Annotated in this window: 1 protein-coding gene; it reads left to right on the top strand. The window is 53.8% G+C overall.

Annotation, left to right across the window (positions count from 1 at the left end):
* Positions 1–132: 132 nt before the first annotated feature.
* A complete protein-coding gene (gene asd, locus ACTHUM_RS14500; protein ID WP_063076326.1) occupies positions 133–1,248 on the top strand; it encodes an aspartate-semialdehyde dehydrogenase in 1,116 nt (371 codons plus the stop codon).
* Positions 1,249–1,251 lie beyond the last annotated feature (3 nt).

The raw sequence follows: 1,251 nt of genomic DNA, 5'->3' as shown, positions 1-1,251 counted from the left end.
GCGTTAAAACACTCGTTTTCCCCTTTTTTATAGTGGGTTAACAAAAGTCTGAACAAAGCGGCAGGCGATGCCGTTCCGATTTTTGTTAATGCACTATAAACTTATCCGGATTTTCTTTGTAAGGAGTAACACATGAAAGTAGGTTTCGTCGGCTGGCGCGGTATGGTCGGCTCTGTTTTGATGCAGCGTATGAAAGAAGAAAACGACTTCGCCCACATTCCCGAAGCGTTTTTCTTTACCACTTCCAACGTCGGCGGCGCTGCCCCTGATTTCGGTCAGGCAGCCAAAACATTGTTGGATGCCAACGATGTTGCCGAATTGGCAAAAATGGACATCATCGTTACCTGTCAGGGTGGTGATTACACCAAATCCGTCTTCCAACCCCTGCGCGACAGCGGCTGGAACGGCTACTGGGTTGACGCGGCTTCTTCCCTGCGCATGAAAGACGATGCGATTATCGTCCTCGACCCTGTCAATCGCAACGTCATCGACAACGGTCTCAAAAACGGCGTGAAAAACTACATCGGCGGCAACTGTACCGTTTCCCTGATGTTGATGGCTTTGGGCGGCCTGTTCCAAAACGATTTGGTCGAATGGGCAACCAGCATGACCTACCAAGCCGCTTCCGGCGCGGGTGCGAAAAACATGCGCGAACTCATCAGCGGCATGGGCGCGATTCACGCTAAAGTGGCGGACGAGCTTGCCGATCCTTCCAGCGCGATTCTCGACATCGACCGCAAAGTGTCCGATTTCCTGCGCAGCGAAGACTATCCGAAAGCCAACTTCGGCGTACCGCTCGCCGGCAGCCTGATTCCGTGGATTGACGTGGACTTGGGCAACGGCCAGTCAAAAGAAGAATGGAAGGGCGGCGTAGAAACCAACAAAATCCTCGGTCGCAGCGACAATCCGACCGTAATCGACGGCTTGTGCGTACGCATCGGCTCTATGCGCTGCCACAGCCAAGCCCTCACCCTGAAGCTGAAAAAAGACCTGCCTGTTTCCGAAATCGAAGCGATTTTGGCAGGCGCGAACGACTGGGTGAAAGTTATCCCCAACGAAAAAGAAGCCAGCATCCACGAGCTGACGCCCGCCAAAGTTACCGGCACGCTGTCTGTTCCTGTCGGCCGTATCCGCAAACTGGAGATGGGTGGCGAATACATCAGCGCATTCACTGTCGGCGACCAACTCTTGTGGGGTGCTGCCGAGCCGTTGCGCCGCGTATTGCGCATTATCTTGGGCAGCCTGTAATTT

This window comes from Neisseria sp. P0021.S006, assembly GCF_051956895.1.
Note: the sequence above shows the minus strand (reverse complement) of the source record. Positions and strands in the feature narration are given on the sequence as shown.

Bases quoted from the DNA above. Each gene is read 5' to 3' on its own strand.
- asd (WP_063076326.1), top strand. From the start codon at position 133: ATGAAAGTAGGTTTCGTCGGCTGGCGCGGTATGGTCGGCTCTGTTTTG.